The organism is Rhizobium sp. N324 (genome assembly GCF_001664485.1).
Classification (GTDB): Bacteria; Pseudomonadota; Alphaproteobacteria; order Rhizobiales; family Rhizobiaceae; genus Rhizobium.
In genome coordinates this window covers 2,829,380-2,855,562 of record NZ_CP013630.1, presented here as the reverse complement: position 1 = coordinate 2,855,562, position 26,183 = coordinate 2,829,380, and the positions used below count along the sequence as shown (strand labels likewise).

The window sequence follows — 26,183 nt, the reverse complement described above, 5'->3', positions numbered from 1 at the left end:
GATCAACCGAGGCCGGGCCGATTATACGCTTGGGATCATGGAGGGATCGGCGTCGATGCCTGATCGAGCGCGTTCCAAGGAGGGGGCGGCTTGGGCCGGGCGGTTTTGATCGATCAACTGGGAGGAATTCAATGGCATTTTTGAAGCAATTTCCGTCGACCACCCGCAGACGCTTCCTGAAGGGCGCGGGCCTGGTCTCCGCCGCGGCCGTCACCGGCAGCTTCCCGATCCCGGCGATCGCGCAGGCGCAGGAGGTCACGATGATCTCCGATGAAAACAATGGTGCCGCGCTCGACGCGCTCAGGGCGATCGCTGCGGGCTTCAGCAAGGAAGCCGGCGTCAAGGTCGTCATCAACAATATGGATCACGAGGCCCATAAGACGGCGATCCGCAACTATCTCGTCGCCGGCGCCCCCGATGTCTGCTCCTGGTTTTCCGGCAACCGCATGCGCGCCTTCGTCAAGCGCGGCCTGTTCGACGATATTTCCGATCTCTTCGAAAAGGAAAAGTACAAGGACGTGCTCGGTGCGACGGCAAATGCCGTCACTGACAATGGCAAGCAATATGGCCTGCCGACAGGCGGCACGCTCTGGGGCATGTTCTACCGCAAGGACGTGTTTGCCGAGCATGGGCTGACCGTGCCGACGACGGCCGAAGAGTTCATGGCCTATGGCGAAAAATGCAAGGTGGCCGGCATCACGCCGGTGGCGATGGGCACCAAGGAGCTTTGGCCGGCGGCCGGCTGGTTCGACCAGATGAACCTGCGCATCAGCGGTCTCGACAAGCACATGGCGCTGATGAACGGCGAGATGAGCTACCTCGACCCATCGTTGACCCCTGTCTTCGACCAGTGGGAAGCAATGATATCAAAGGGCTTCTTCACCCCGAACCACACATCCTTCGGCTGGCAGGAGGCGGCGGCCCTGCTGGCGCAGAAGAAGGCCGGCATGATGAACCTCGGCGCCTTCCTGCGCTCGGCTTTCACTGCCGAGGATCTGCCGCAGCTTGCTTACGCGACCTTCCCGGTGCTCGACGCCAAGGTCGGCCATTTCGAGGAATTCTCGGTCAATTCGATCCACATTCCCGCCAAGGCCAAGAACAAGCAGGGCGCGCGCGACTTCCTCGCCTATTTCTACAGGCCGGAAAACCTGGCCGCCTATCTGGAGCCCGGCGGCAACGTGCCGCCGCGCAACGACCTGCCGCCGAGCAAGGACGACCTCGTCAACGTCGCCGTGGAAACGATGAAAACGGTGCAGGGCACGTCGCAATATTACGACCGCGACAGCGACCCGGATATGGCGCAGGCCGGCCTCGTCGGCTTCCAGGAGTTCATGGCCAAGCCCGACCGGCGCAAGGCGATCCTCACGCGCCTCGAGGGGACGCGGAAGCGGATCTACAAGATCTGAGGCTGCGCCGTATCTGTCGTTTGCCCCTCACCCTAACCCTCTCCCCGTAAAAACGGGGAGAGGGGACGTGCCCCGCGAGACGTTGGCGAGGGACGGAGAGGTTGCGGCATATCTCCTTCGCCCCGTTTACGGGGAGAAGGTGGCGGCAGCCTGATGAGGGGCAGCCCCACGAGGGCCGCTCGCTTCTATCCTTAAACAAGGTTCTCAAGATGCAGACATTATGGCGCCGCCAGCGTTGGTGGCTTACCCCGACTTTGCTTATCGCGCCGGCGATCGTGCTGTTCTTCACCGTCATCCTCTTGTCGGCGGTGCGGAGCGTGTGGATCAGCTTTCACGAATGGGACGGTTTCGGCGAGATGGTCTGGATCGGGCTCGGCAATTACGTCGAGCTCTACAACGATCCGCAATTCTATGTGTCGCTGAAGAACAATCTGATCTGGCTCGTCATGTTCATGGCGGCGCCGCCGATCGGGCTCGCCATCGCGCTCTTGGTCAACCAGAAAATCCGCGGCATGCGTTTCCTGAAGTCGCTGTTCTTCATCCCGCTGGTGCTGGCGTCGGTCACCGTCGGCGTCGTCTTCACTTGGGTCTATACGCCGGAATTCGGGTTGCTGGCGCTGATCTTCAAAGCCTTCGGGGCGGTGGCGCCAGCGGTACTGTCCGATGAGCATTTCGTCACCTTCGCCATCGTCATCGCAGCACTTTGGCCGCAGGTCACCTTCTGCATGGTGCTTTATCTCGCCGGCCTCAACAATCTGAGCGAAGAGCTGATCGGCGCCGGCCGGGTCGACGGGGCGAGGGGCTGGAACATGCTGTGGCACATCGTGCTGCCGCAGCTGACCCAGGTGACCTTCATCGCCATTGCCGTCACCGTCGTAGGCGCGCTCCGCTCCTTCGACATGGTGTCGGTGATGACCTCGGGCGGGCCGTTCGGCTCGTCCTCGGTCCTCGCCTACCAGATGTTCGAGCAGTCGATCTTCTCCTACCGCTTCGGCTACGGCGCGGCGATCGCCTCGGTGCTGTTCGTGATCATGGCCGTCTTCATCGTCTGGTATCTCTCCCGCATCATCCGCACCGAAGAGAGGGGAGGCTGATGTATCCTCGTCCCATTCCCGAGACCGCCGTCTGGCAGCGCCGCCTCTATGTGTTCGCCGTCGTCATCGTGCTGCTGCTCTGGCTCTGCCCGCTGTTTGCCATCATCCTCACCTCCTTCCGCTCGACCGAGGATGTCATGGGCGGCAATCTGTGGGGCTGGCCGACCGGCATCGGCGTGATCGACAATTACACCGCCGTTTTCACCCAGACGCCGATGGCGCGCTATTTCCTCAACAGCCTGATCATCACCATTCCCGCGGTGATCGGCGTGCTGGCGCTGTCGACGCTCGCCGGCTACGTGCTGTCGCGCTACCGCTTCCGCGGCAATATGCTGATCTTTGCGCTCTTCGTCGGCGGCAATTTCCTGCCGCATCAGATCATGATGATCCCGGTGCGCGATCTGATGGTGCGGCTCGACCTGATCGACACCACCGCGGCGCTGATCATCTTCCACGTCGCCTTCCAGACTGGCTTTGCGACGCTGTTTATGCGCAATTTCATCGCCGCCCTTCCGGACGAACTGTTCCAGGCGGCCCGCGCCGAAGGCGCCTCGCCTTTCCAGACGCTGGTGCATGTGGCGATCCCGCTGGTGCGGCCGGCGCTCGCCGCCCTTGCCATCCTGATCTTCACCTTCATCTGGAACGACTATTTCTGGGCCGTGGTGCTGACCGTCAGCGACAGCGTCAAGCCGGTGACGGCCGGCCTTGCCAATCTGCGCGGCGAATGGGTCTCCGCCTGGAATCTGATTTCCGCGGGCACGATCGTCGTCGCCGTGCCGCCGGTGGTGATGTTCTTCCTGATGCAGCGGCACTTCATCGCCGGCCTCACCATGGGAGCGGTGAAGGGATGAGTGCTGCGTCTTTCGTTTCAACCAGAGAGGGCCAGGGCATGACCAGTCTCGAACTTCGTGAGATCAACAAGAACTACGGCGCCTATCATGCGCTGCGCGGCATCGACCTTTCCGTGGCGCAAGGCGAGTTCATCGTCATGGTCGGGCCGTCGGGCTGCGGCAAGTCCACGCTTCTGAAGTCGATCGCCGGCCTGGAGACGATCTCGTCGGGCCAGATCCTGATCAATGGCCGCGACGTCAGCAGCCAGGAGCCGGGCGATCGCGGCATCGCCATGGTCTTCCAGTCCTATGCGCTCTATCCGCATATGACGGTGGCGGAGAACATGGGCTTCGGCCTCAGGATGGCCAAGCGCCCGAAGGCCGAGATCGAGGCGGCGGTGGCCCGCGCCGCCAAGATCCTCCGGATCACCGATCAGCTCGACAAGCGGCCGAAGCAACTCTCCGGCGGCCAGCGCCAGCGCGTGGCGATCGGCCGGGCGATCACCCGCTCGCCGGAGGTCTTCCTGTTCGACGAGCCGCTGTCGAACCTCGATGCGGCGCTCAGAACCCAGATGCGCGTCGAATTGAGCAGCCTGCATGCCGAACTCGGCGCCACCATGGTCTATGTCACCCACGATCAGGTGGAGGCGATGACCATGGCCAGCCGCATCGTCGTCCTCAACCACGGGATCATCGAGCAGGTCGGTTCGCCGCTGGAGCTCTACCGCAACCCCGACAATCTCTTCGTCGCCGGTTTCCTCGGCGCGCCCCGCATGAATTTCCTCGGCGTCAGCGTCGATGAGGTATCCGGCCGCAACATCACCGTCTCGGCGCCCGGTCTCGTGCCGGTGACGGTGGAATTGGCGGAACCGACGGCGCTTTCCAAGGGCGCCGGGCTGGCGCTCGGTGTTCGCCCGGAGAACATATCGATGGTCGCCGACGGCGGGCAGGGCGCGGCGATCGAGGGTGACGTGCGGCTCGTCGAGCATCTCGGCCGCGAGACCATTCTCTATGTCGATGCCGGCAATCTCCAGACCATCGCGTCCGAAAGCGGCACCGGCAACATCACCGTGCAGCTCAGCTACGTCGCGCCCTTTGGCCCCGAGCAGAAGGTGGCGCTGAAGCTCGATGCCCGCGAACTCTATCTCTTTTCATCCGATGGCGGCCGCACGATCAGCGCCCGCAAAACCATCCTCGACAAGTAATCAGGAAAGACCACGCCCGTGTCCGACAAGACCCTCTCCGTATGGAACCCCGTCAAAACAGACCGCTTCCTGGTCGGCGTGCCGCATTATCCCGAGCATGTCGATGAAAGCTATTGGGAGCGCGATGCCGAGCGCATGGCGAAAGCCGGCTTCAATGTCGTGCGCATGGCCGAATTCGCCTGGCACATTCTGGAACCCAGGCTCGGCACCTACAATTTCGATCTCTTCGACCGCGCCATAGCGATCCTCGGGCGCCACGGCATCGATACGATCATGTGCACGCCGACGGCCACACCGCCGCGATCGCTGACGGCAGCCCACCCTGAAATTCTAAGGGTCGACGGCAAGGGCCGGCCAATGAGCCACGGCTCACGCCAGCATTGCGATACGGCAAGCCCGGTCTTGCGCGAGCACAGCAAGCGCATCACCCGGGCGATGGCCGAGCACTACCGCGACAATCCGCACGTCGTCGGCTGGCAGACCGACAATGAGCTGAACACCAGCATGCCGGAGAGCTTTTCCCAGGCGACGCTCACCGAATTCCAGGCCTTCCTTGCCGATAAATACGGCGAGATCGCCAAACTCAACCACGCCTGGGGCGGTGATTTCTGGGCGACGGCCTATGACAGCTTCGATCAGGTGGTGCTGCCGATCGAGTTCGGCCCGACCTTTCCGAGCCCCGGCCACCTGCAGGATTACCACCGCTTCCTCGCCTTCTCGACGGCCCGCTTCCAGCACGACCAGGTGGAGATTTTGCGCGCGGTGAAGCCTTCCTGGTTCGTCTTCCACAATCTCGGCGGCTTGAGGGATATCGATTTCCGCGGCCAGTTCAGCAAGGATCTCGATTTCGTCGGCTACGACATCTATCCGATGCTTTATGACGAGTTCCAGCGGCTCGGCAACCACGCCAAGGTGCAGGCGCTGCACCTCGATATCTGCCGCGGCTTCTCCGGCAATTACATCGTGCCCGAGCAGCAATCCGGCTTCGGCAGCCAGCCGGGCTTCTGCACGCTGACGCCGGAGCCGGGGGAACTGCGCCGCATGGCGCTTTCCTCGGTCGCGCATGGCGCTGACGGCCTGATGTTCTTCCGCTGGCGGCCTGCCCATTTCGGCGCCGAAATCTACTGGATGGGCATCATCGACCATGACGATATCGGCCGTCACCGCTATGAGGAGGCCAAGCGCTTCGCGACCGAGATGATCGCGCTGCAGCCCAGGATTCTCGGCACCTATGTGCGCATGGATGTGGGCATTGCCGGCTCCGATTTCGACAATCAGGAAGCCCACAAGACCTATCCGATCGGCCTGCCGAGCCCGCAGGACGATGCGATCCTCATGCATCAATATTGCTATGACCGCGGCATCGCCTGCGGCTTCATCCATCCCGAGGACGATCTCTCGAAGCTGAAGCTCTTTTATGTCCCCCATTGGGTGATGTGGAAGGACGAATGGACGGCAAAGCTCGAAGCCTTCGCCGCCTCGGGCGGCACCGTCGTCATCGGCGCCCGCACGGGCACCCGCAATGAAGACAACCACGTCATCCGCGAGACCGCCCCGGGCGCAGCACTTTCGAAGCTGACCGGCGTGCGCGTCGAGGAGTTCGGCCGTCTGACCGCGCCCGGCGCCAACGGCCTGTTCGACGTGATGGAGCGCTCGGGCGGCCTCGTCATCCCGCCGAACAAACCGGCCGAATCCCAGCGCCGCCAGCGCCGCTTCAAGATCGGCAACCGCGAACTGACCGGCGGCCATTTCTACGAAAACCTGACCGTCGAGCCCGACGTCGAAGTGATCGCCGCCTGGTCGAACCGCTATGCCGAGGGCCAGGCGATGGCTACCTCCCGTAAGGTCGGCAAGGGGCAGGTGGTCTATCTCGGCACCTACCTCACGCCTGAACTGACCGAAGCGCTCACCGAACGCCTCTTCCCCCAGGCCGGCATCGAGCCGCTGGTCGGTGGGCTGCCGGAGGGCGTGGAGGTGACGATGCGGATGAACGCGGAGCGGCTGCTGCTCTTCGTGCAGAACTATACCGACCAGCCCGCGACAATCGGCGGTGTGCCGGCCGGGCGGGATCTGCTCGATGGGGAAAAGCCGGTGAAGGGGAGGTTGGAGCTTGAAGGGTACGGCTGTGCGATTGTCGAGTTGGAGGGGTGAGGCGCATAGAACAGTGATGGTGTAAGTTGTGCCGTGCAGCCCCCTCATCCGACCCTTCGGGCCACCTTCTCCCCGCTGGGGAGAAGAGGGAGCAAGTCGCTCCGAAACCGGCAAACGAACCCGCCCGCGCATAAGCACTTCATCCAATTGGGTCGATGGCGAAGCGGCATTCTCTTCTCTTCTTCCCAGCGGGGAGAAGGTGGCCAGAAGGGTCGGATGAGGGGGCCACACGGCGCGCCGGCGCTTATAAGTCCGACCGATATCGCCGCCAGCCTCCCGTCATCAAGCAGTGACAATGGAGGCGGCCACCGCCTCACGTCTCACCCCCCCGCGTCACACCAACCGTCGTCACCGCCGATCCCGCCATCGCCGCAGCACTCAACACAAACGGGCTCCACCATCCACCACCAGCGCGCCCGCTTCGTCCTCGAGGCCCCTGCGGGGCGCCTCAGAGCTTGTGAAGCTTTTGAATCCGGCGCGTTTTTGGCCGATCTTGGCTGGCCGATGCAGTCGAGCGTCAGGCGATTGCGCGCTGCGTTCGGATGGTCGCGTGTTGGTGTCTGGGTGGTGACAGTGGCTCAGCCCTTGGCAAGCCGATGGCCTTGCAAGATATTGTTGGTGAGTGCGTAGCAGAGCACGACGGCCTGGACCTTTTCGATGCCGCGCACCGTCAATTGTCGCAGATTCCAGTTGCGCCAGCGGGCATGGACGCATTCGCAGATCGATCGGGGTTTGTACTGAGCCTTGCCCGCCTCGCTTGCCATGCGGGCCCGCCAGGCCGACACACCCGGACCGTCGCCGCGGCGCGGCAAGAAGGGATCGGTTCCGTGCTTGGACTGAGTGGGCGGACAAAAGACCTCAACCCCTTCGCCGTGCGCCCACTCGATATCTTCAGCGCTGCCAAAGCCGCCATCGGCGAGATAGCGCCGCGGCAGATGGCCGCTTAGCGCGCGCAACCGCTCCAGCATCGGCCGCATGAGGCCGCGATCGGAGCCGGCATTGGTCACCTCGAGCCCGACCACGAACTGCTCACCGGCCGTGCTCGCAACCTGCACATTATAACCCGGGCGGAAGCCGCCGTCGGCCATCTTCATCACCCGCGCCTGTGCATCCGTGCTGGAGGCGCGCGGCTCCTTCGGCTTTTTGCCATTGCCGCGCTTTTCTTCGCGCGCCTGGCGATGGCGCTCGATCTCGTCAAGAGCGACCTGGGCTGCTCTGAGCCGCTCGCCGCGCTCGCGCGCCGCCCGCTCCCTGGCCGCCTCGATGCGCCGAGTGCTGGCATCCGAACGCGCATCGACCTCGTGCTTGAGCTGATCCACAACCGCCTCGGCAATGGAAAGATGCCGATCAAGCGTCGCTTTGCGGCCGAACGAGGCCGCACCCGCGCTTGCCCGGACCCGCACGCCATCCTGCGCCAGACAATCGAGAGTGACGAGGCCGGCACCGGCAAGCGCCGCCAGATGCTCGGCAAGCAGCCGGTCGAGCAAATCGGCGCAACCAACCCGAAAATCCGACAGTGTGTGATAGTTCACCGAGACACCGCCGCACAGCCAGCGATAGACGTCGTGGCTCCCGCACTGCCGTTCCAGCGCCCGCGCGCTGCCGACGCCGTCGCTGCTGGCATAGAGCCACAGCGCCAGCAAAAGCCGTGGCGAAATCGGTGGATGGCCTGGCCGGTGCTCACGCGCCTTGATCCGATCTTCGAGCGTGCTCAGATCCAGTCCCTCGACATAGTTCCAAATGACCCGCACCGCATGATCCTGGCCGATCAAGCTGTCGATATCGACGGCACGCAACTCGATCTGATCGCGCACCGGCTCACGCATGCGCGCCGCTCCGCGTCCCACCTGAGCACTTCGCCGCGCTCCATGCACCGGCAATCCTTCGAACAGGTCGTCGCCCACCATCATCCCCCAAGCAAATCAACGACCCAACAGAATCACAATCCAATCGCCTCCGCTACCAAACATTCACAGGCTCTCAGAATGAGGCTCTCGTGGGAGGCCAGGCTGGACGATCAAAAAACTACAACCTAAAAGAGATGAAGCCCACCCGCCTCTTGAAGGAGAAGAAAAATGGAGCGCATCGAGATGGAGGTGAGCGGCGGCTGCCAGTGCGGTGCCGTGCGCTATCACGCAACCGCGATGTTCGACAATTCGCATCTCTGCCATTGCCGCATGTGCCAGAAAGCCTCGGGCAACCTCTTTGCCGCGCTCGTCGCTGCGCCCGATGATGTGCTCACCTGGACTCGCGGCAAGCCGGGCATCTGGAAGAGTTCGGAGCTTGTCGAGCGCGGCTTCTGCGCCGATTGCGGCACGCCCTTGTTTTTCCACCACCTCGAAAATGGCCGCACCAACCTGATGATCGGCTCGCTCGACGACCCAAACCTCTTCCCGCCGCATGCCAATACCTGCACCGAGAACATGGTGGCATGGTTCGATACGATCACGAGCATCGAAAATACCGGCGCGACCGAAACCAACGGCGCCGACTGGGCCGCGGCCATCAAGCAGAGCAACAACCAGCACCCCGATCACGATGCCGGCTCATGGGCGGTGAGGGCGCGTGACGGCTGACGCCTGTTCCGGCGGCCTGTCCTGTTAAGCCCCTCGGAGCACCCAAGTGAGGCTCTCGAAGCAAAACTGCATGAAAAAGGCCCGCCCCGAAGGGCAGGCCAATTCGCTCCTGGAATAACAGAGCGAGGGGAACTGGGATTACGCGTGCGTGACCACTCCTTCCGGAACGGACCGCTTGTTCGACACCGCGAGAGCCAAGCCAACCAGAATCACGATCACGCCTGCAACGAACAAAACGCCCAGTCGATCGCCGAACATGAGCGACGCAGCGGCGATCCCGAATACGGGTTGAAGATATTGGACACTTGCCGCGACGCGGGCAGGGACAACGCGAAGAATGTAGAGCCACAGCAACAGCCCCGCGACCGTCACCATGACACCAAGATAGACGGCTGTCCAAAGCGCCTGAACGGTGAGCTGGTATGGCGAGTTTGCCATCTCGATAGCCGCTAGGGGCAGGATCGTGACGAGCCCCGCCAGCGCGTTCCAAGCCGCAACCGGCAAGATGCCGTACCTGTCCGTCAGTTCCGCGCTCCAAATGTAGTAGAAGGCAATTGCGACCGCCGAAGCCAGCATCCAGGCGACCCCTGTCACCGTTGTCTTCGACAGATCGTCGACGCCCGAGCCGCTTCCGACGGCTACCAGAGCAATGCCCCCGAAGGCAGCGAGAAGTCCGACCCAGTGCCTGCCGGCGACAGGCTGACCAAGCCGGAATGCGGCAAAGATCACGATGAAGATGGGTATCGTCGCCGAGACGATGGTGCCGACGGACGCCGACGTTCCCTGCACCCCGAACGACTGGGCGACATTGCCGAGCGTGATGCCCATCACCCCAAGAGCGATGATGCTTGGCACGGCCCGGAGCGGCACCCGAAGGCGACCGCTTGCCAGGATGAGCAGCAAGGGAACAGCGACGAGGAAGCGCATCGCCGTAAACATCAATGGTGGGACCGTTTCCAGGCCGAGCTTCGTTATCGGGATCGAAAGCCCCCACATCACGGCAAGCAGCAGCATCGCTGAAATGCTTCTGGTGGAAGCAGACGCTTTGAAGGCAATGGCGACGTCTTGGGTCATAAAGCGGTTTCAATCGTTGGAAGAAGCGTGCAAAGCTATCATCCATATGCGCGGCTCAATTGCCGCTGACAAACGATTGTTCCTCACAGGATGCGTGATCCTGGTTCACGCATGGATGCTATGGCCGATCAACTCCCTCCATTACAAACCCTTCGCGCCTTCGAGGCGACGGCGCGACGGCTTTCCATGACAGGAGCGGCCGATGAGCTGCACCTGACGCACGGGGCAGTCAGCCGACAGATCAAGGCGCTGGAAGTCCATCTGGGGGTTCCGCTCTTCCGCCGTCTGACTCGAAAGATCGAGTTGACCGAAGCCGGCGCGTCCTTCTTCAGCACCGTGACGCGGCTACTGTCCGAGCTTGCCCGCGAGGCGGAGTCTATCCGAAGCCGCAGCGATACAACGCGTCTCGTGGTCAGTTCCGGCATCTCTTTCGCCAGCAAGTGGCTGACGCCCCGTCTTCACAGGCTGATGGCGCAATACCCTGATTTAGATGTGCATCTGGAAGTGACGGACACCTGGGTGGATTTCACAAAGAGCCAGGTCGATGTTGCTCTCCGCTATGGAGCGGGCGTTTATCCCGCAGCGACGGCCGAGCGCATCATGAACGAGACGGTGTCGCCGGTATGCGCCCCGTCATATCTCGATCGGGTGGGCGGGCTTTCCGATCCCGCCGATCTAGCCAAATGCCAGCTCATTCATGAGATCGGCATGACCACGACTTGGGAGCGGTGGTTCGCGTTGGTGGGATTGCCCTATTCAAAAACACGCGGCCCGGGATACAGCCACGGCAGCATGTCCATCGAAGCTGCCATTCGAGGCGAAGGCGTCGCACTCGGACGAAGCGTGTTGGTCGCCGAAGACCTTGCCCAAGGGCGCCTCGTTGCCCTGTTCCCGAAAGCCAGGCTGGACGTCGAGTGGGGCTATGATCTCGTCTATCGAACGGGAAATGGGGACCACCCGAAAGTCAAAGCATTCCGGAACTGGGTCGTGGGCGAGGTTCAGGCGGCGACATAGAAAGCTGATGATGGCGGGGATCGCGAACGCCAGTAGCGAAATCATTGGCAAAGGCTGTGCTGGGTCCGAACCCGATAGGCGTTGCAGCCATCAGAGCGGACGATCAAATCTATTAGTAAATCGCGTTTGACGGCGTGGAATGGCTGAACAATTGATAAATTGGCCAAAATTAATTCTGAAGGCGATAAAAGTGAAAAGATGAACGACCCGATACACCCTGCACGCCAAATCCCGTTTCCCGACCTTATCGCTGGCTTGAAGCGAGCCCAGGGGCTCGGCCATGTCCATCGCCGTCCGAACGCAACTAATACTTTGCAGCTCTACATCTATACGCCCCGGTGCGTATATGAGGATGGTTGGGATCAGTTTGCGCTGATCGCTCGCGGTCTCATTGTGGACGAGGGCGCTGGTCGAGTCGTTGCCACGCCGTTTCCGAAGTTTTTCAATGTCGGCGAGCGGCATGGCGAAGTACCAGATCTGCCGTTTGAGGCGTTCGAAAAGCTCGATGGTAGTCTGATAATCGTGTTCAATGATGCTGGCCGATGGCACGCAGCCACCAAAGGCGCGTTCGACTCCGAGCAGGCCCTATGGGCTCAAGCACGCTTGGATGCCCACGATCTCTCCGGTCTGTCGCCGGATACGACATATCTGTTCGAGGCGGTATATCCGGAAAACAGAATGGTCGTGCGATATGCGGAGCCTGCCATGGTGATGTTGGCGGCCTACCACGCTTCAGGTCTTGAAGTAACCTACGACGAGGTTCGAAAGACCAGCCAAGCGTTAGGATGGCGTGCGGCCGAACGCCATGAGTTCGGGAATATGGCGGACATGATGCTCCATACTGCAACGCTCCCACGCGACAACGAGGGATTTGTCGTTAGATTCACAGATGGCTTGCGCCTCAAACTCAAAGGCTCCGAGTACCGGCGTATCCATGCATTGATCTCACGCTGCACGCCATTGGCACTGTGGGAAGCAATGGCCGCTGGGGACGACATGGCCGCGATTCGTCGTGATTTGCCGGAAGAGTTTTGGAGCGATTTTGACAACATCGTACTCCTGCTGACGAAGGAATACGCGGCGATGGAAAGGAAGGTCGCTGAACTGGCAGCATCTGTCGCCCATCTTTCCGACAAAGAGTTGGGATTGACGCTCAATTCACTGCCTGTTGACGTGGGTCCTTACGTTTTTGGCTTGCGAAAAGCAGGTGCAATCGTAGGCAAGTCCCGAGACGCGTTGATGCGTTCCATCAGACCCACCGGCAATGTGTTGCCAGGTTACCAGCCGTCATATGCCATGGGGCGTGTGATTGATGAGGCAACATCGTAGATTTGCAGCGAACAGTCGCTCTGGCGTGAATGCGGGATTGGAGAAGGCCTCGGCTGAGAGGTTCCTTCGGCTGTGACATTGAGGCAATAACGCGTTAGACAGCGGCAGCAAGTGGAACGTGTGCTTTGCTCCAGAAGGCGTTCGAATTGCTCTGCGTCAGGTCAGTCTGTCCAAGGGGCTAGCCTCTGAGTCTCAGAGGCACCTTCGGTGGTCTTTGTCCAGTCGCGCTACCCCTTTAGAAGCCCTTAGAGAACGGGTTTTCTGGGATGATAGAGGGACGTCCGCCTAGTTGCCCCAGCCAATTTGGAACCGATCAAATCGAACCTCGCTCAACGGCCGGTTGGCGGTGCTCAGCCGTACCGAACGAAGAACGAGATGAAGCTCGGGGGAATAGTATTGTTCGAAAATGATCGGCGGCAATTCCGTCAGTTCCAGGCGGCTGTTGATGGCCCAGACTTTGTAGGAACAAGATGCAATCCTTTCCTCTCCCAAGCCGTCGAACCTCATAAAAGTCGTGCCCGAAACGGATTTTTTGCCATTGATGAAAAGCGTGGTGTCTGATTTCCAGTTCTTCTTCTGTGGCAGATCGTCTAACGCAATCGCATTCGCGTATTTCAGCTCATGCGTTCCGCTGGCACTCACTCTCTTTTCGACGAGCAAGGGGTGCACATAGACAGCCGACACCGGCTGCAGTGAGCCGTCGCGCTCCATCAGCCGTTGTTCGGCGAGACCCGGGCCGTCCGGCTTGTAGAATACGGAATAGAAAGGCGCTTCTCTGGTCAGCAGCACGCCCTGTTTGGTCTCATTGGCGGTTACGCAATTGCCGAAGGCCGGCACCGCCAATGTTATTCCAACCAGTAGCGACAAACTTCTTAGCAAGATCGACATCCCAGATTCCCCTCATTCAAGGGCGCTACCACCGTGCTTGGGTGAAATTGGGGAGATCGAAGTCGCCGGCTCGGGCTCGCCCACAGGGAAGTCCTATTTCGCGGGGCCTCGCCCTCCGCGTCAGTCGAAAATCCATTCACCATACCAAAACACCCACCATAAACCCTAATCTCACAACCCACCGAACAACCCACGCGAACAGCCCCGTTTCCCACCCGGCCGCCCCACCCATTTCAACCTTCCTTAAGCGACCGCTGATTAGCGTGCCCCTCAAATCGAGGGCTTCTTCCATGTTCACCGTCCTGACGTGCATCACCGAGCAGCATGATCTCACGCTGGTCGGCCTTGCGGGTTTGATCTGCTTTCTCGCCAGCCATTGCGCGATGGTTCTGCTCGATCGGGCGACGTTGTCCGATGGCGCGGTTCGGTGGGTGTGGCTGATGACGGCGGGGGCGGCGGGTGGTTTCGGCATCTGGGCCACGCATTTCATCTCCATGCTGGCCTACGACCCCGGTGTCGTCGTCGGGTATCATGCCGGCTTGACGCTGGTCTCGCTGCTGGTCGCGATCGTGGCCACGACGGTGGCGGTCGCCGCCAAGATTGGCTATAGCAGGTGGGTGGCCAATATGTTGGCCGGCGTGTTTTTCGGCGCCGGCATCGGTCTGATGCATTTCAGCGGCATGCTGGCCATCGAATTCCCGGGTGAGATTTCGTGGGACGCGGGCTACATCATGGCCTCCGTCGCTCTCGGCGTCGCCCTTTCGATCGCCGCCTTTCGATTTGCCGACAGGAGCGGCCGGTCGATTTTGGCCAAGCTGGTGCCGACGCTTCTGCTGACATCAGGCGTCGTCGCCCTGCATTTCACCGCGACGGCGGGGGTGACGGTCATTCCCGGCATCACCGCGCTCGACCCCGACATGCTGCTTTCGCCGGCGCTGATGGCGGTGACGATCGCCGCCGTCACCTTTTCGCTGCTGGCGGCCGGTTTTGCGGCCGCCATCTTCGCCGTGCGCTCGCAGGCCAGGACCGCCGGGGCGGAGCGCAACTTCAAGCTCCTGGTGCAGGGGGTGACCGACTACGCGATCTACATGCTCGATCCGGATGGCAAGGTCAGCAACTGGAATGCCGGCGCCGAGCGCGCCAAGGGCTATAGCGCCGATGAGATCGTCGGCAAGGATTTCTCGCTGTTCTATTCTGAGGAAGATCGCCGCACACCGAGGGCAAGTTCGAAGCGCAGGGGTGGCGTTACCGCAAGGACGGCTCCTCCTTCTGGGCCTATGTCGTCATCGATCCGATCTATGACGAACCCGGCGCGCTGATCGGCTATGCCAAGATCACCAAGGACAACAGCAAGCAGAAGGCGGATGCCGACCGGATCGACGAGGTCACCCGCAATCTCGACGTCGCGCTGCAAAATATCGGCCAGGGCATCTGCATGTTCGACAGGGATGAGCGCCTGTTGCTTTGCAACAAGCGCTATCTCGAAATCTTCAAATTTGCGGAAGGGTCGGTGCGTCCCGGCATGGGCTACCGGCAGATCGTCGACGTCGGCTATGCCGCCCATGCGGAAGACGTGGCCGAGGCGGCCGCGCAGGCCGAGGCGCATTATCTCAGGAACATGGCGCTGATCCGATCAGGCGCCGGCACCGCGGTTCACAAATATCCGAGCGGCATATGCATCCAGCAGAATGTCAACATACTCGCCGATGGCGGCTGGGTCGTCACCTTCGAAGACATCACCGATCGCCTGAAATCCGAGGAGCAGGTGGCCTTCCTTGCCAAGCATGACGGCCTCACCGGCATGCCGAACCGGCTGCAGTTCGGCGAAAGCGTCTCGGAGGAAATGATGATCGCCGACCGGGTGAGGGGCAATGTCGCCGTCATCGGCATCGATCTCGATAAGTTCAAGGAGATCAACGACCAGCACGGCCACGGGACCGGCGACAAGGTGCTTGTCGAGCTCGCCCGGCGGCTCGACGAGGCGCGGCAGGAGGGCGAGTTCATCGCCCGGTTCGGCGGGGACGAGTTTGCCGCGACCAAGCGCTTCGATGAACTGAGCAGCCTGCACGATTTCATCGCGCGGTTGGAAAGCGCTCTCACCGGGACGGTCGCCATCGATGGCTTCGAGATCAAGACCGGCGCCAGCCTCGGTGTTGCGGTCTATCCGAGCGACGCGGCAAGCGTCGACGGGCTTCTCGCCAATGCCGACCTTGCGATGTACCGCGCCAAACATTCCTTGCTGCAGAAGGTCTGCTTTTACGAGGCTGCCATGGACGAGCATGCGCGCCGCCGCCGCGCGCTTGCCAAGGACCTCTGGGCCTCGATCGACCGCAGCCAGCTTCATCTGCACTATCAGGTGCAGAAATCGGTGCGGACGGGCGAGATCACCGGCTACGAAGTCCTGCTGCGCTGGCGGCATCACGAACGCGGCAACATCCCGCCCATGGATTTCATCGGTCTTGCCGAGGAGTGCGGCGCGATCCTGCCGATCGGCGAATGGGTGCTCCGAGAAGCGTGCCGGGAGGCGGCGAGCTGGAACAACAGCCACAAGATCGCCGTCAACCTGTCGCCCATCCAGCTCGGTCACGCCGACATGGCGACCGTCATCGCTGGCATCCTGTTGGAAACCGGTCTGAGCCCGCGTCGCCTCGAAATCGAGATCACCGAAAGCTCGATCATCGTCGACAAGGACAAGGCCCTGCGGACGATGCGAGAGATCAAGGCGCTCGGCGTCTCGATCGCGATCGACGACTTCGGCACCGGTTACTCGTCGCTGGAGACGCTGCGTTCCTTCCCCTTCGACAAGATCAAGCTCGACAAGAGCTTTATGTCAGAGGTCGAGACCAGCCCCCAATCCAAGGCGATCGTCCGCGCCATCCTGGCGCTCGGCCGCAGCCTGGAGGTGCCGGTGCTGGCGGAGGGCGTGGAAACCCAGGCGCAGCTCGATACGCTGTCCGAAGAACAGTGCGACGAGGCGCAGGGCTACCTGCTCGGCAAGCCGCAGGCGATGAGCGAGCCGGTGGTTGAGAAGGCGGCTTGACCGAAGCCGGTTCTATAAAAGGCGGAGGTGCCGATAGATAGGCAAGAAGGCTACAGGCTGTTGCAGCGCTTGAGTGAGCTGGAAAGGCGTCGAAAGCCGTTCGAACCGGTGCTGCGATATCGGCCGGCCTCTGTCGAGCGCCCCGACTATAACGGTCTCTCGGAACCTGAGATAAAGGTGTTCGAAAGCGCAATGGAGATCTTGTTGTCAGCGCTAGGTGCGGCCGAGAACCATCTTAAGTTCGATGGTTGGCAGCAGACGCGAAGCCCGGACCTTGCCGATAGGATCGAGTTCACCAGGGCGGTTCATCGTTTCAATGTTGGCTTCTATGAGCACGAAATTCCAGGTTACGACCGGGAATCCCGGATGCGGCGTCTTAAACGGATTCGCTCCGTTTACGGAGCATGGGCGGAACCTATGAACGCACTGCCCCCGCGTCTCGAATACAAGATATTTGTCCATCCAAGCAGCAACGAGGTGCTCATTCAGACCGTCGCCGGAACCAAGGTCGCAATTTTCTTGGGACGAAAATTCGTGCCGGCAGCACTCATCGGACTTCAATGCGAGTTCATCAAAAACCGTTTCACGAGCCCAGACGATAAACAGTCAAGCAGTTACACTGCTGAAAGCGGTGGAAGGAAAATCTCGGGCTCGCTCACGCGACACACCAGGGATACGTCCGATGGCTATCAGTTTGAGGCAAGGGTCGGCGACGATTTACCGTCCAGCTTTGACAGCATGAGAGAGCAATTCTTTCACGTGTTTGCCGAGATGCGAACTCTCGGCCGGTCTCTTTAAGCGATTTCAGATAATCTTGGCGAAATGTAAGATCTTGGTCGGCGGCTGCCTTGGCGCCCAAAGTGCATGCCATTTTAAGCTGATGAAAGATAGATTGCTGTCGCGCATTGCACATCGGGCTGAGGTCGGGTTCGGGGCCTCGGCTATGGTCCCAGGCTACGCAGCCGCTCCTGACCGCCAGCGCGCTGCGGCGATCGTCTCGGTCGATCTCTCCGGCTAAAAAAGAAGGATTTACGGAGAGCGCCGCCTCTGTGTTGACCCGTCAATCCGGCCATGGCTAAGGTAACGGGCTCCGCAGCAGGATTAGTAAGTTCAGGTAAATTGAAGATTTTCCGAACTCTGTCATCCTTCGACCTGCCGCGCCCCTCCGTGCGGTATCGCTGATTAAAGCGGCATCAGGTAATACGAAATGCCCCGTCCTGGCGGGGCATTTCCTTACGGGTCTCCCGTACCGCAGGAAGGCTTCACGCGACCTAACCATAGGAATCACTGGTGCGAGTAACGACCCTTGTCCAACGCTCACCGCGCTCGGGGAGTTCGCCGTGCTCTATCGCGGTTTCGGCAGACGCGGCTTAGGAAGAAGGAAGTGGACGATGAAAGCGATCACGGTTTCTGGCCTCATTATGCTAGCCTTCGCACCTGGTGCATATGCCGCAACCTTGACCGGGGAGCAGTTGAAAGGCGAGTTGGTAGGCCACCCAATCCACTGGAAGTCAAAGACGCAATCGGGCATCACAACTTATAAACCAGACGGAACGATTGAAGCGACTGTCGACGGGGGCAAGGCCACTTACAAGGGCACATGGAGCATCAAAGGCAACAAGATGTGCGAGAAGTTCGATAAGGAAAAATGCGCAACGATCAATTCGCTTGGAGGGAAGAAATACTCCAAGGGGGGCGGAACGCTTACGGTGGAATAGCTGCTATTTTGATTTTCGTAGCCAGGCGGCACGTAAACCGCCTGGCTTCTCGCGCAAGCCCGAGGCCGAAACTCGCGAAGGCGCGAAAAACCGGTTGAGGGAAGACTATCGCGAGGTTTCCAGGCGGCGATCGCCGCGCAGCGGGTTCAGCCAGGCCCACGCCAATTTTTCCGCGCCTGTGGCCCCGATATGACAATCGTCGTAGCGGACGTCTCCGTCGAGCAAGGCGGCTTGAGACGCCACCCCGCCTGTGCGCCGAACGGTGCGTCAGGTAACTGCCCGTTACCCTAACCCGACCGGAGTCGAGGCCGGTGGCTCGACTCCGGTCGGTGCCGGCAGGTGGATGAGGGGCATCCCTGCCGATCTCTCAGAGCACGTCTTGCGCCCGAAAATTGCTCAAAAAAAGAGAGCATTCCGTCACTCAAACAGAGACGGAAATGCTCTCATAGTCTGGTGCGCAGCTGTAACCGAAACGGCGGCGCACCTCACGCAACCCACTCGTGGCTATTCGTCTGACGTCGCCGGCGCGGCGTCCTCAAGTGAGGTGCGGATCTGATCGATCTTGCCGTTCGCTTCGCCCACTCCGAGAATGTTTTTGGCTTCTGCCAGGACCGCCGGGCTTACCTGACCGGATTTCGTTGCGGAAGACAATGCCTCCTCCAGCGCCGCATCCCCCAGCAGAGGGTCGGTCGCCGCAGGCTCGATACCGTTGTCGATTTCATATTGGGCGTAGGCCACGGCATAGGCCGAGATGGCGGCCATGCGTGGGTCCGACGTATGCATCAACGCCCTGTAATTTCGCTTCAAGGAGTTCAGGCCCGCAAGCTGCGCCGACAGGTTTTTCTCTTTTGGCGCGGCGGCCAGCCGGTCTGCTTTTGCCGACTTGGACTTGCCTGCCGCCTCGGAGGATTTGCCTTTCAAGCCTGTCGATTTGGAGCCGCTGTTGGCCGAACCGCTGCCGTGGTTGCCGCTGACGTGGTTGCCGCCGCCATGGCTGCCGCTGTTTCCATTGCCGCCTCCATTGCCACCACCGTTTCCGCCTCCATTGCCGCCACCGTTGCCGCCGCCATTGCCACCACCGTTTCCGCCGTCCTTCGCCAGTGCGGCCATATCGAGACCGGCAATCGTGACCGGGCCTGCGGCAAGAGCCAGCGAGAGTGCGGCCAGGGACGCTAAGGTTGCTATCCGCATAATTTCCTCCGAATGAGATCAATAGGCGTCGTGCACGGCACGGCGTAAGCAGTTTTGAAAGAGTAGACGCGGATCGCGCATCGCACATCGGACTGAGGTCCGGTGAGAGGCCCCGGCCTATGGTCTTAGAGGTGCCGCTGTGCACCGCGGGCTTCGGCCTTGTCCCCCCCGGTCGCTCCGGGCCGCCGGCGTGCGGGCTGGCCGATCTGGTGGGCGCGAAAACCGGTTCGGGGCAGGCTATCGCGAGGTTGCCAGGTGATCGCCGCGCAGAAGGTTCAGCCAAGCCCGCGACAATTTCTCCGCGCCATTGCCCCCGATATGGCAATCGTCGTAGCGGTCGTCGCCATCGAGCAGCGCGTCGGAATTTACGCCCTCTTGAATACCATGGCCGCTTTTTGACAGGGCCAGTTGCGCCCGTACGATCGCATTGTCTGCAATATGCTCCTTGAAGCCGCCGTTGCTCGGTTCGAGGCATTTCGATGCGATCGAAATGTAAACGGGTGCCTCGACGCCGTGCTGACGCAATGTGTCGACCATCGACAGGAAATATTCCCGATAGGCCTCCGCAGTCGTGCCGATAACGAGGTCTTTCTCTCCTTGCACCCAGAGGACGCTTGTTACCCGATAGCCGGAGTCCTGAAGCTGTTTCATGGTTTCGACCAGCACGGAATTGAGGTCGCCGCCTGCCGCCCATCGGGCGACCTCGGATCCGGAATATGCGAGCGGTGCGAGGATGACCCTGTCATTTTGTCCCGACGCGATCAATTCGTTCCCGAGAAGCGTCCAGTACTCTCCCTTGGTATCGGTCGATCCAAGAAGCGGCGACGCCGCGATGAAGCACCGTTGGTCAAAAGCGTTTACGACGCGAGCGCCATAATTTGACCGGTGCCGTTGTCCACCGTCGTTGGCCGCGTTCGATTGGCCAAGAAGCAGCAAGACAGCCGTGCGATCCGTTTGAGCCGGGCAGGCCACAGGCGTTTTTGATTCATCCCCGATGAGTCGCTCCTTGTCGTCGAAAGTATACCGGCTTGGAGCCGCTGCCTTCTCTGCGACAACCATTTTCCTCAGCGCCGAAAGCTGCGGCCAGGGAAAGACCTCATGTCTCGCGCTCACGCCGCCGACAAAATATAATGCGATCAAGGCGGCCAGGCCGACTGCTACCGTTTTGCGCATGTCGCTACCCTTGGAACATCGTCCGATGAGCCTGTGGACCGATCAGGGCTGCCAGCCATGAACGTTCCTTTACACCAGCCACATTTGCTTGCTCGGGCATGCTCTTTGAACAAAGAGTTCGTCGCGAAGATCGAGCTCCAATCGGCGACATTCTCGGGTGGAGTCGCCGGAAACTTGCTCTAAACTATAGTCCGGACCAGTGATTGCAATCATCCGGTTGGGTGAGGGATCGTGCCGGCGATGCAGCATGCCGTTCCATGGAAAAGCTCCTGATCCACCGAAAGGCGATCACAGATTGGGGCGGCGAGGATAACGTGGCAGCGGAGCACCGGTTAGCATCCGAGATGCGGCATGCCTCGTGCGCCGGCGAGGTTTGGTGAGAGGCCGACCCCACTCTCCGTCATCCCAGGCCCTTGAGCCGAGGATCCATGCCACGACGCCGGCGGGCGCCATGTGGATGCCGGCTCAAAGGCCGAGCATGACAGCGGGCAAAAGCAGCTATTCACGCCGCAGAGCCGAAGAGGCTCCTCAACTCACGCCAGGCGCAAATCGAGAAGCGGATGCAGCTTCTTCAGGTTTGGAAGGGATTTGGCTTGCCAGGGGTATTGATGCGTGCCTTTGACGACGAGCAGCAGGTCACCCATTTTTCTGGCTTCGATGGTCAATTTGGCCAGGAGATTTATGCCGGAGGAATTGAGGAATTCGAGGCCGGTCAGATTGAACGTCACCTGTTTGTGCCCGTCGTGGAGCAGAGCTGAGATCAACGAATAGATCGGCGCATAGGCGTCCGGTCCTGCCAGACGGAAGACGCCGTCGAAATAGACTTCGTTTTGTTCCGCCCATACACGGAAGTTTTCGTCGCTGATTTCCATTCGTCGCTCACGGATTGGAGGAGGGCGGCATCGCCACGGCTGCGGTCGTCGTCAGTATGATATGTTCACCATTATTTTCGTCGAATGCCCATGCCATTTTTGCGTCGTAGTCGCTGAGAAGGGTCAGCAAACCCAAGCCCGAACCGCTTGCAGACGATATGGCGTTGGTTTCGATTTGCTCAAGGAGAAGTTCCCCGGGATCTTTCGATTGCAGGCGATGCAGCAGTTGCTGAAAGCGCGAGGCTGTCGCGCCGTCGATGGTGTTCTGCACTCGTATCAGGAAGCTTCCTTCGGATATGCCGGCTTCAATGAGGATCTCGCCGGGCTGACGAAACTTGACGGCGTTTTCGATCAGCTCGTTGCTGAGGTAGCCGATATCATGATGCGCCTGCATGTAGTCTTTTCTCGACCGTGAAAAGGGTAGCGCCATGACCTCGGCGATGAAGTCGGCCGTCATGCCCGAGTGCTTCCATCCAAGCTGAAGCGGTCCATCGGTTAAGGTGAGGCGCGTGCCCGAATCCAAGCTTATGTCAGTCAGAGATTCGATGCCGAATACCGTTGGCGCCATGTCTCACCTATGCCGTACTGCGAGAAGCGTGATGTCGTCGTAGATTTTCTGCGATCCGATAAAGAGCATGAGTGTCGCGACGATTTCGGAAACGACTTTCTCAGCGCTCAGATTCCTCAGGCGAACGGCTTCGCAGCACAGCCGGTCCATGCCGAACAATTCTCCGGCGTCGTTTTCGGCTTCCGTGACGCCATCCGTATGCAAGAGTATGAGATCCCCCTTTTCGAACGCGATTTCACGGGTTTTGATGAAGGCTGAGATATCGGCCTCCAGCCCAATCGGTATGCCCAGATCCATGGTGTCTATGCGTTCGACCTCGCCATTCGCCCTGACGACGACAACTTCCTCGTGTTGTCCCGACAGGATCATCTCTTTTCCGTCGTAGTCAAGAAACGCCAGGGTGAGGTGCTTATCGATTTTCGTCCTGACGATGTTCTTAAACAGGGCGCTGTTCAGATTTGTCAGAAATTCCACGGCATCGGTGTTGCCGGCTTCCTGCAGGGCGCGGGCGACGGACTGAACCATCAGCATCAACACGCCGCTTTCCAGCCCGTGTCCGGTGACGTCGCCGATGCCGATCTTCAGCCGGCTGCCGTTCTTCAAGACGTCGTAATAATCGCCGCCGACCTCTTCCGCAGGTCTCATATAGGCGGCGATCTCGAGCGCCTGAAAGTCCTCGAGCTCCTGATCCAGCGGAAGCACCATCAGCTGGATTCTTTCGGCGACGGCGAGCTCGGTTCCAAGACGTCTGTTTTCTCGCTGCAGCTGTGCGTTCAGCGTCGAAATCTCTTCCTTGGCATCTTCGATTTGAGCGGTGCGCTCTTCGACGAGCTGCTCGAGATTTTCGGTGTGATAGCTGATCTCTTCGGCCATGCGATTGAAGGCTTCACCCGCCTCGCCGACTTCATCCTTGCTCGAGATGGCCACCCTGACCGAATAATCCTTCGCCTGGATCCGTTTGGCAGCACCTGCCAGCGCGCTGATCCCGCTGGTTATTCGTTTCGATGCGGCAAAGACCGCGATCGTCACGATCAGCAGCGACATCAGGATCGCCAGAATTTGGTAGAGGACGATCCGGTTCGTCGCTTCGGAAATCTTGGCCTGGGCGGCATAAAGCGAGGCATCGATTTCGCGCTCGGGTACGACCACCCCAAGCAGCATCGCCTCTTGGCGAACCGGGCCACTGACCCAGAGATTGGTCGCAGGCAGTTTCTTCACGATGGCGATATAGGGAACCTCGTTGCCGTCCTGCTGCAACAGCAGGTGCTGGATGCCCTGTTCGCGGTCGAGGGCCAGTTTGGCGATCGCCGGCTGGGAGCTGCCCTTCAGCGAGCGCTCCAGGCCGGTCACGCCGGTTCCGCTGGCATCGCTTGCGGAACGCAGGCCGAGGGTTTTTTCGCCCGTGCTGTTGATCGCGACGACATTGCCGTCGGACATGGCGAGAAAGCCGAAGCCGGATTGGGCGACTTTGACATTTTCAACCGTCTGCGCCAGCTGGTCGAGCGTGATATCGGCGCCGGCGGTGCCTGCGACATCTTGCCTGTCGGCTGTCCATAAGGGATGAAAGAAACTGACGATCAGCTTGCCGGTAATGGCGTCCGTATAGGGCGCTGTCTGGGTGATGTCGTCGGCGACCGGCCGCGTCTTCATATCCTTGGCCCAGCCCTGCCAGGATTCGTAAAGTCCGGGGAAAAAGAAGTCCCAGAAATTGGCCTCGTTATGGCCGGGATAAAGGCGGTCGAATGTCTGGGCCTGGTCGGTATAGGGCGCCGTTCTGAAGATCGGCCGTTCTTTCGAGCCGATGTAATACATCTGCAGCTTCGAAGCACCGTGCTGCAGCAGGCTCGGCGCAACAAGATCCAGAACCGCGCTCGTGCGGATATCGCTCTCGACGTCGGGTCTTGGCTGCCGGTCTTGTCCGAGCAGGTACCCCCAAACGCTGACGACCGAGACCGAGCCCGGAGCGTTCTGAGACCACTTCCCCTGCGGATCGTAGGAAAGGCTGACGCTGCCGGGAGATGTGCGGGCGATTGCCGCGCCGACGTCCGCATTGCGCGCGGGATCGTCGATCTGCGCCTGCAGCACGCCGGCAAGCGTACTGACGTCGCTATGAACCTGCCGCAGCAGCAAACTCACCTGGGACGCGGTCGAATCGGCATAGGTGCGGATGTACTCCTGGCTTGCCGCTTCGAGACCCTGGCCGACCTCGAGCGTTGCGTCGCGCGACAGCCTCTGAACGTTCCAAAGCGCCAGCCCGCCGCTGACCAGCAGGTCGAAGAGGACGGCGCCGCCGACGACCAGGATGAACTTTGCCCGAAAGCCTATTCCTGCCGGTCTTTTCAGTGATCGTCCCCCCATCACAGTGGCTTTCGCCCGGAAGCCGCCCAGATCGGCCAGCCTGCATAACCTTTGGGGTGAAGGGCGGCAAAGACGTGATCCTTGAACCCTTGCCGGAACCTGCGGATAAAATCCACCGAGTCGCCGCGCCGGACCGCCATCTCGCCGGCATAGACATTTTCCCAGGCTTCGATGATGTCGGCGAAGTCCTGAGGATCCCCGTCGAGGTTCGTCACCATGAAGCAATCGACCTTGATGGCATCGAAGCCCGCATCGGCAAGGAGATGCCGGCTTTTCGGCCCCATCTCGACATCCATGTCGAAGTGCCTGAACAGCTTGGCGACTTCCTCGTACGTCCATTTGATCGTTTCCGCATGCGGCTCGCCCAGGCAATGCGAATTTTTCTCGTTGGTGATGTAGACACGGCCGCCGGGCTTGCAGATGCGGTAAAGCTCGCGCAGCAGCATCTCGGGACGGTTGAAAATCTGCAGCGAATGCCGGCAGGTCACAAAGTCGAACTGATTGTCCCGAAGCAGCATCTGAGAGGCGTCGCCATAGGTATACTCGATCCCCTGCAGATCGAAGTCGGCAGCGACCCTGCGGGCATAGTCGAGGCTGCGTACGGAATGATCGAGCGCCACCAGCCTTTCCGGCTTGAATTCCCGTTGAACGAGGGCGGCGAAATCACCAATTCCGCAACAGATATCCGCCATGACGAGACCGTTGCGCAGGCCGTGGCGCGGCAGCAGCTCGCGTTCGTGCCTCCATGTCATCTTCGTCTGGGTGCGCAGAATGGGAATAAAGCTCTCATCCTCGACAAAGGTCTGGCCCGGATAAAACGCCGAATCGTAGACTTCAACCGACAGGTTCGGCTGTGATGCGGTCAATGTCTGGAACAATGAGGTCGACCAGGCCACCACGCTCGACGTAATGATGACGATCTTCCGTTCCGGCCTGGTCCGGCAGTGTGCCGTCAGAATATCGGAAAGGGCTGTAAAGGCGGTCATGTTGATGTGCGTCAGACGTTTGACGTTCAGGTAAATGACGCCGCTGTATTGTTCCAAGCTTTGCCGCACCAGCCTGAGAGCATCGGCAATCTCGTTCGGGCTTTCGGGCCGCATCTTGCCGGACAGCAGCAGTTCCTGATTTGTCGGATCGAAATGGACGGTGAAGGGGCGGGCAAGCAGGTTCATTGGAAATCCTCGGCCGAGGGGAAATCCGCGATGATCTGCATCCCGTCAGCACCGTCTTGCTCAATTCGGATAGCGGCGCGGAATATGGTGGCCAGATCTTGGAGCAAAATCGTCGCGTCGGACTTCAGCTCAGGCCCGGCGCCCGGGAGAGGCTGGCGTTCACTTGGCCTCATGCCAGTGCTTTCACGGTCCTCGCGGGCAAAGGCAATTCTCAGCCGGTTGGACGTCGCGCCGCGATAGAGACTGAAACTTATCCTTCCCGGCTCACCCGTCGAGCGGAAGGCAAGTTCAACGAGTTCGTTGGCCGCGACGGAAAGAAAATTCGAATATCGAGCCGGGTCGCTGTGACCTTGGCCGAGGATGTCGGAGAGATATTCGGTAATCCTGTCGCAAAACTGCCACTGAGATTTGAACGTCGCAACATTCAGTTCCAGTGATACCATCGGCGCCAATGCATGGTCATCGAAGCCAGATGCTTGCTCTTCCAATACAGCCTCCATCAGTTCGTCTGGAGCGTCAGATGC

General features: G+C 60.4%; 20 protein-coding genes and 2 pseudogenes. 11 read left to right on the top strand and 11 right to left on the bottom strand.

Annotated features, from left to right (window positions below; all coding sequences use genetic code 11):
* Nucleotides 1–131 precede the first annotated feature (131 nt).
* From AMK05_RS13790 to AMK05_RS13770, 5 genes are all read left to right on the top strand, one after another.
* Nucleotides 132–1,406, top strand: coding sequence for an ABC transporter substrate-binding protein (locus AMK05_RS13790; RefSeq protein ID WP_064839263.1), 1,275 nt, complete (start codon nt 132–134; stop codon nt 1,404–1,406).
* 209 nt (nt 1,407–1,615) lie between these two features.
* On the top strand, nt 1,616–2,500 hold the full coding sequence (locus AMK05_RS13785) for a carbohydrate ABC transporter permease (RefSeq protein ID WP_064839262.1): 885 nt from the start codon (nt 1,616–1,618) through the stop codon (nt 2,498–2,500).
* Nucleotides 2,500–3,351 carry a carbohydrate ABC transporter permease gene (locus AMK05_RS13780; protein ID WP_064839261.1) on the top strand — a complete coding sequence of 284 codons (852 nt, stop codon included), beginning with the start codon at nt 2,500–2,502 and terminating at the stop codon, nt 3,349–3,351. The genes AMK05_RS13785 and AMK05_RS13780 overlap by 1 nt, the downstream gene beginning before the upstream one ends.
* Before the next feature lie 38 nt (nt 3,352–3,389).
* A complete protein-coding gene (locus tag AMK05_RS13775; protein ID WP_064839259.1) occupies nt 3,390–4,535 on the top strand; it encodes an ABC transporter ATP-binding protein in 1,146 nt (381 codons plus the stop codon).
* 18 nt (nt 4,536–4,553) lie between these two features.
* Nucleotides 4,554–6,686, top strand: a complete 2,133-nt coding sequence (locus AMK05_RS13770) for a beta-galactosidase (protein WP_064839257.1) — start codon at nt 4,554–4,556, stop codon at nt 6,684–6,686.
* 578 nt (nt 6,687–7,264) lie between these two features.
* On the opposite strand, the gene AMK05_RS13765 is transcribed toward AMK05_RS13770, so the two are convergent.
* Complete coding sequence (locus AMK05_RS13765) at nt 7,265–8,596, bottom strand: IS1182 family transposase (RefSeq protein WP_082935607.1); 1,332 nt, start codon at nt 8,594–8,596, stop codon at nt 7,265–7,267.
* A 165-nt stretch (nt 8,597–8,761) separates the two neighbouring features.
* On the opposite strand from AMK05_RS13765, the gene AMK05_RS13760 reads away from it, so the two are divergent.
* Entirely contained in the window at nt 8,762–9,262 is a 501-nt protein-coding gene (locus AMK05_RS13760; protein WP_064839255.1) for a GFA family protein, read from the top strand.
* 138 nt (nt 9,263–9,400) lie between these two features.
* Here the strand turns inward: AMK05_RS13760 and AMK05_RS13755 are convergent, their stop codons facing one another.
* Nucleotides 9,401–10,276 carry a DMT family transporter gene (locus tag AMK05_RS13755; protein WP_064841378.1) on the bottom strand — a complete coding sequence of 292 codons (876 nt, stop codon included), beginning with the start codon at nt 10,274–10,276 and terminating at the stop codon, nt 9,401–9,403.
* Nucleotides 10,277–10,456: 180 nt separating this feature from the next.
* Between AMK05_RS13755 and gcvA the strand changes: the two genes are divergently transcribed.
* Both gcvA and AMK05_RS13745 read left to right on the top strand, forming a co-directional pair.
* A complete protein-coding gene (gcvA, locus tag AMK05_RS13750) occupies nt 10,457–11,350 on the top strand; it encodes a transcriptional regulator GcvA (protein WP_064841377.1) in 894 nt (297 codons plus the stop codon).
* Nucleotides 11,351–11,509: 159 nt separating this feature from the next.
* On the top strand, nt 11,510–12,679 hold the full coding sequence (locus tag AMK05_RS13745) for an RNA ligase (protein ID WP_237352103.1): 1,170 nt from the start codon (nt 11,510–11,512) through the stop codon (nt 12,677–12,679).
* A gap of 285 nt (nt 12,680–12,964) precedes the next feature.
* Here the strand turns inward: AMK05_RS13745 and AMK05_RS13740 are convergent, their stop codons facing one another.
* Nucleotides 12,965–13,567 (bottom strand): hypothetical protein, encoded by a 603-nt coding sequence (locus AMK05_RS13740; RefSeq protein WP_064839251.1) that lies wholly within the window; start codon nt 13,565–13,567, stop codon nt 12,965–12,967.
* 290 nt (nt 13,568–13,857) lie between these two features.
* On the opposite strand from AMK05_RS13740, the pseudogene AMK05_RS13735 reads away from it, so the two are divergent.
* The 3 genes and pseudogenes from AMK05_RS13735 (at nt 13,858) to AMK05_RS13725 (ending at nt 18,325) form a co-directional block, all read left to right on the top strand.
* Nucleotides 13,858–16,607 (top strand): annotated as a pseudogene (locus AMK05_RS13735) (bifunctional diguanylate cyclase/phosphodiesterase).
* 69 nt (nt 16,608–16,676) lie between these two features.
* Nucleotides 16,677–17,405 carry a hypothetical protein gene (locus tag AMK05_RS13730; RefSeq protein ID WP_237352101.1) on the top strand — a complete coding sequence of 243 codons (729 nt, stop codon included), beginning with the start codon at nt 16,677–16,679 and terminating at the stop codon, nt 17,403–17,405.
* A 593-nt stretch (nt 17,406–17,998) separates the two neighbouring features.
* A complete protein-coding gene (locus tag AMK05_RS13725) occupies nt 17,999–18,325 on the top strand; it encodes a hypothetical protein (RefSeq protein WP_064839250.1) in 327 nt (108 codons plus the stop codon).
* A 105-nt stretch (nt 18,326–18,430) separates the two neighbouring features.
* Here the strand turns inward: AMK05_RS13725 and AMK05_RS36210 are convergent.
* From AMK05_RS36210 to AMK05_RS13690, 8 genes and pseudogenes are all read right to left on the bottom strand, one after another.
* Nucleotides 18,431–18,553, bottom strand: a pseudogene (locus AMK05_RS36210) (sialate O-acetylesterase); the annotation flags it as partial.
* Between the two features lie 276 nt (nt 18,554–18,829).
* On the bottom strand, nt 18,830–19,516 hold the full coding sequence (locus AMK05_RS13720) for a hypothetical protein (RefSeq protein ID WP_064839248.1): 687 nt from the start codon (nt 19,514–19,516) through the stop codon (nt 18,830–18,832).
* A 237-nt stretch (nt 19,517–19,753) separates the two neighbouring features.
* The gene (locus AMK05_RS13715; protein WP_064839246.1) at nt 19,754–20,689 is read right to left on the bottom strand and encodes a sialate O-acetylesterase; all 936 of its coding nucleotides are present in this window, start codon (nt 20,687–20,689) and stop codon (nt 19,754–19,756) included.
* A 533-nt stretch (nt 20,690–21,222) separates the two neighbouring features.
* The gene (locus AMK05_RS13710; RefSeq protein ID WP_064839243.1) at nt 21,223–21,561 is read right to left on the bottom strand and encodes a slr1659 superfamily regulator; all 339 of its coding nucleotides are present in this window, start codon (nt 21,559–21,561) and stop codon (nt 21,223–21,225) included.
* Between the two features lie 7 nt (nt 21,562–21,568).
* Entirely contained in the window at nt 21,569–22,129 is a 561-nt protein-coding gene (locus AMK05_RS13705; protein WP_064839241.1) for a slr1658 superfamily regulator, read from the bottom strand.
* Nucleotides 22,130–22,132: 3 nt separating this feature from the next.
* Nucleotides 22,133–24,487, bottom strand: a complete 2,355-nt coding sequence (locus AMK05_RS13700; protein WP_094447803.1) for a SpoIIE family protein phosphatase — start codon at nt 24,485–24,487, stop codon at nt 22,133–22,135.
* The gene (locus AMK05_RS13695) at nt 24,487–25,659 is read right to left on the bottom strand and encodes a class I SAM-dependent methyltransferase (protein WP_064839236.1); all 1,173 of its coding nucleotides are present in this window, start codon (nt 25,657–25,659) and stop codon (nt 24,487–24,489) included. The genes AMK05_RS13700 and AMK05_RS13695 overlap by 1 nt, the downstream gene beginning before the upstream one ends.
* Nucleotides 25,656–26,159 (bottom strand): hypothetical protein, encoded by a 504-nt coding sequence (locus AMK05_RS13690; protein ID WP_442966230.1) that lies wholly within the window; start codon nt 26,157–26,159, stop codon nt 25,656–25,658. The genes AMK05_RS13695 and AMK05_RS13690 overlap by 4 nt, the downstream gene beginning before the upstream one ends.
* Nucleotides 26,160–26,183: the final 24 nt, after the last annotated feature.

Excerpts from the sequence above, each read along its gene's own strand:
- AMK05_RS13700 (WP_094447803.1), bottom strand. The coding sequence starts at position 24,487 with ATGGGGGGACGATCACTGAAAAGACCGGCAGGAATAGGCTTTCGGGCA.
- gcvA (WP_064841377.1), top strand. The coding sequence starts at position 10,457 with ATGGCCGATCAACTCCCTCCATTACAAACCCTTCGCGCCTTCGAGGCG.
- AMK05_RS13755 (WP_064841378.1), bottom strand. The coding sequence starts at position 10,276 with ATGCTGCTGCTTGCCGTGATGTGGGGGCTTTCGATCCCGATAACGAAG.
- AMK05_RS13740 (WP_064839251.1), bottom strand. The coding sequence starts at position 13,567 with ATGTCGATCTTGCTAAGAAGTTTGTCGCTACTGGTTGGAATAACATTG.
- AMK05_RS13695 (WP_064839236.1), bottom strand. The coding sequence starts at position 25,659 with ATGAACCTGCTTGCCCGCCCCTTCACCGTCCATTTCGATCCGACAAAT.
- AMK05_RS13780 (WP_064839261.1), top strand. The coding sequence starts at position 2,500 with ATGTATCCTCGTCCCATTCCCGAGACCGCCGTCTGGCAGCGCCGCCTC.
- AMK05_RS13715 (WP_064839246.1), bottom strand. The coding sequence starts at position 20,689 with ATGCGCAAAACGGTAGCAGTCGGCCTGGCCGCCTTGATCGCATTATAT.
- AMK05_RS13765 (WP_082935607.1), bottom strand. The coding sequence starts at position 8,596 with ATGATGGTGGGCGACGACCTGTTCGAAGGATTGCCGGTGCATGGAGCG.
- AMK05_RS13760 (WP_064839255.1), top strand. The coding sequence starts at position 8,762 with ATGGAGCGCATCGAGATGGAGGTGAGCGGCGGCTGCCAGTGCGGTGCC.
- AMK05_RS13720 (WP_064839248.1), bottom strand. The coding sequence starts at position 19,516 with ATGCGGATAGCAACCTTAGCGTCCCTGGCCGCACTCTCGCTGGCTCTT.
- AMK05_RS13725 (WP_064839250.1), top strand. The coding sequence starts at position 17,999 with ATGAAAGCGATCACGGTTTCTGGCCTCATTATGCTAGCCTTCGCACCT.
- AMK05_RS13705 (WP_064839241.1), bottom strand. The coding sequence starts at position 22,129 with ATGGCGCCAACGGTATTCGGCATCGAATCTCTGACTGACATAAGCTTG.
- AMK05_RS13785 (WP_064839262.1), top strand. The coding sequence starts at position 1,616 with ATGCAGACATTATGGCGCCGCCAGCGTTGGTGGCTTACCCCGACTTTG.
- AMK05_RS13710 (WP_064839243.1), bottom strand. The coding sequence starts at position 21,561 with ATGGAAATCAGCGACGAAAACTTCCGTGTATGGGCGGAACAAAACGAA.
- AMK05_RS13790 (WP_064839263.1), top strand. The coding sequence starts at position 132 with ATGGCATTTTTGAAGCAATTTCCGTCGACCACCCGCAGACGCTTCCTG.
- AMK05_RS13690 (WP_442966230.1), bottom strand. The coding sequence starts at position 26,159 with ATGGAGGCTGTATTGGAAGAGCAAGCATCTGGCTTCGATGACCATGCA.
- AMK05_RS13775 (WP_064839259.1), top strand. The coding sequence starts at position 3,390 with ATGACCAGTCTCGAACTTCGTGAGATCAACAAGAACTACGGCGCCTAT.